Origin of the sequence: Candidatus Erwinia dacicola (assembly GCF_001756855.1) — a bacterium.
In the GTDB taxonomy this organism is placed as follows: Bacteria; Pseudomonadota; Gammaproteobacteria; order Enterobacterales; family Enterobacteriaceae; genus Erwinia; species Erwinia dacicola.
Genome location: NZ_MAYS01000461.1, coordinates 1 through 2,124, shown reverse-complemented (window position 1 = coordinate 2,124; position 2,124 = coordinate 1). Strand labels below are relative to the sequence as shown.

General features: G+C 54.7%; 4 protein-coding genes and 2 pseudogenes. 4 read left to right on the top strand and 2 right to left on the bottom strand.

All coding sequences use genetic code 11. The features are described 5' to 3' along the window. Window positions 1–204: integrase core domain-containing protein (locus tag BBW68_RS12325; protein WP_148127660.1), on the top strand; the 204-nt coding region annotated here is incomplete at its 5' end. Between the two features lie 106 nt (window positions 205–310). On the opposite strand, the pseudogene zntA reads toward BBW68_RS12325, so the two are convergent. Further along, window positions 311–652, bottom strand: a pseudogene (gene zntA / locus BBW68_RS12320) (Zn(II)/Cd(II)/Pb(II) translocating P-type ATPase ZntA); the annotation flags it as partial. 81 nt (window positions 653–733) lie between these two features. Continuing rightward, on the bottom strand, window positions 734–1,360 hold the full coding sequence (locus BBW68_RS12315) for a lysoplasmalogenase (RefSeq protein ID WP_070135590.1): 627 nt from the start codon (window positions 1,358–1,360) through the stop codon (window positions 734–736). A gap of 134 nt (window positions 1,361–1,494) precedes the next feature. Here BBW68_RS12315 and BBW68_RS12310 point away from each other — a divergent pair. The 3 genes and pseudogenes from BBW68_RS12310 to BBW68_RS16905 all read left to right on the top strand — a co-directional run. Next, window positions 1,495–1,720 (top strand): annotated as a pseudogene (locus BBW68_RS12310) (DUF2500 family protein); the annotation flags it as partial. Between the two features lie 74 nt (window positions 1,721–1,794). Continuing rightward, a complete protein-coding gene (locus BBW68_RS20240; RefSeq protein ID WP_276325376.1) occupies window positions 1,795–1,929 on the top strand; it encodes a hypothetical protein in 135 nt (44 codons plus the stop codon). After that, the coding region (locus tag BBW68_RS16905) for a helix-turn-helix domain-containing protein (RefSeq protein ID WP_148127558.1) at window positions 1,926–2,124 on the top strand (199 nt) is incomplete at its 3' end. The genes BBW68_RS20240 and BBW68_RS16905, both read left to right, overlap by 4 nt.

Below are 2,124 nucleotides of genomic sequence, written 5' to 3'. Positions count from 1 at the left end.
AGTCGACGGGGAAACTGCTGGGATAACGCCCCTATGGAGCGGTTCTTCCGGAGCCTGAAGACCGAATGGGTGCCGACGAAGGGCTATAACAGCTTCAGCGAAGCCCAGGGCGCGATAATTCGCTATATAACGGGATATTATAGCGCTATCAGGCCCCATTGGTATAACGGTGGTCTGACGCCCAACAAATCTGAGCGGCTGTAGTACTTACAGTCTAATGCTGTGGCCAGTACAGATCTTTGAAAGTAAGCCTTTCAATAACACGAAAGGCTAACTCATCAATAACTTTGCAACAGTGCCCCCGGAAGTGAGTGATCGCGGCGGGGGTGGAGATCACCAGCGCGCACGGGCAGCCGATTAGCAGCAGGGTCAACCCTTTATTGATCCACGATTGCCACTCGGCGGCAAACAGCAGCGCCATCAGCGTAATCACCGGTGTGTAGATGCGGCTGAAGCGGTCAAGGAGGTGTTCAATCGGCGCGCGGCGCTCTTCAGCCTCTTCAATCAGATGCAGAATGCGGTCAATCGCGCTGTTGCCCGGTTCGGAAACCACCAGCACCAGCACTAGGCGGTCAACGTTCAGGCAGCTGTCGCTGATTTTTTCGCCCTGCTGGCGCTCAACCAAGAGAGTGTTGGTGCATAACGCCTCCTGACCGGTGACAGCGGGTTCAGTGCCCGCCAGTCACCTATCTTACACTCTGGAGTCCACCCCAGAGTCGAGCGTCAACTCAGCTTACAGCCACAGGGAGCGCACGATCATAAAATGACCGGCAAAGTAGCAGGCGGCCACAATCGCCTGGGCGGCGTTAAAGCGGCGACGGTATTTGCTGATTAACCAGACAATATTGGCTAACAACAGCAGTCCGGCACCGGCGACCAAGGTAAAGCTGTAGTCGGTCGGGCGGAAGAAATACTGCTCGGCGGCCAGCCACACCATCAGTATCGTCATGCCGATAAAGGTGCAGATTGGCCCGCGCAGCTCTTCCAGCCTGCTCCACACGGTGGCGATTAGCGCCGCGCCGATAATCAGCAGGGCGAGCGGGATCGGCCAGAAGAAGCTCGGCGTCATCTGGCTGGCGAAGCACAGGGTATATAGCAGATGCGAGAGGAAGAATGTGCCAATAGCGTACAGCATGCGCTTGTTGGGCAGCAGCGTCAGGGCATCACCTAGCAGCGTCGCCAGTAGGCCAAGCAGAATCAGATAGTCCGTGGTTTTCAGTACCGGTGCCTGCCAGGCCCACGCCAGCAGCAGCAGCAGGGTCACCGGCTTAAACACCCAGCGCTGCCACAGCGGGCCACGATAGGAAGCGTCAACATACAGCCAGCTGGAAAAAAGAACCGCAAGGAAAGACCAAATCATATTGTTATCCTTAGATTTTAAATTCCACAATTAGCAATCAGTTTAGGTTAAGCGGGCGTGATATGACAATGAGAGGGCTCCGGTTGTGTGCTTAGGCACACTGCTGACTTTCCCTCTAGGAGGATGAAGAAAACATGAAGCCACCTCCGATCTTTTTTATCGTGCTGGCTCATTATTGCCATTTTAGCCACGTATCAGTTTATCAAATAGCAGCGTGAAGTCGCGGTTAACGACGTTTCGCCGGTGGGCAGCATGATTGTGGAAGTGAAAACCAAACGGGAATTTCCGGTGCCGAACCGCCGCTCGCGCCAGCGTGAGAATATTCCGGTGGAGGATATGCCCTACGAGGCGTGGTTTCATTGTAGTGGCACACTGATACAGGCCACCTGATCGGAAGGTGATATTCTCACCTTCCCAACACCACAGGTGACCCAATGGCTAAACATTTCACGCCGGAATTTAAGCTCGAAGCGGCGAAGTTAGTTGTCGACCACGGCTATACCTGTCGCTACCGATGTAAATCTGACCCACCCAGGGTAAAAATGGCAGTTTTAAGGCACTGCCAATGATGACATTGGAGACCAGAGTGGAGATGAGTGTTTTACACCGTCAGGGCATGTCGATACGCGCCATCGCGCGCCAGCTTTCATGCTCTCGTGAGACCGTTCGCAGATATATCCGTAGCCCGCTGCCCGTAGCGGATATCCGCTACAAGCCACGCGCACCCAGACCCTGCAAGCTTGACCCGTTCAAGCCCTATATCC

Bases quoted from the DNA above. Each gene is read 5' to 3' on its own strand.
- BBW68_RS12315 (WP_070135590.1), bottom strand. From the start codon at position 1,360: ATGATTTGGTCTTTCCTTGCGGTTCTTTTTTCCAGCTGGCTGTATGTT.
- BBW68_RS20240 (WP_276325376.1), top strand. From the start codon at position 1,795: ATGGCTAAACATTTCACGCCGGAATTTAAGCTCGAAGCGGCGAAGTTA.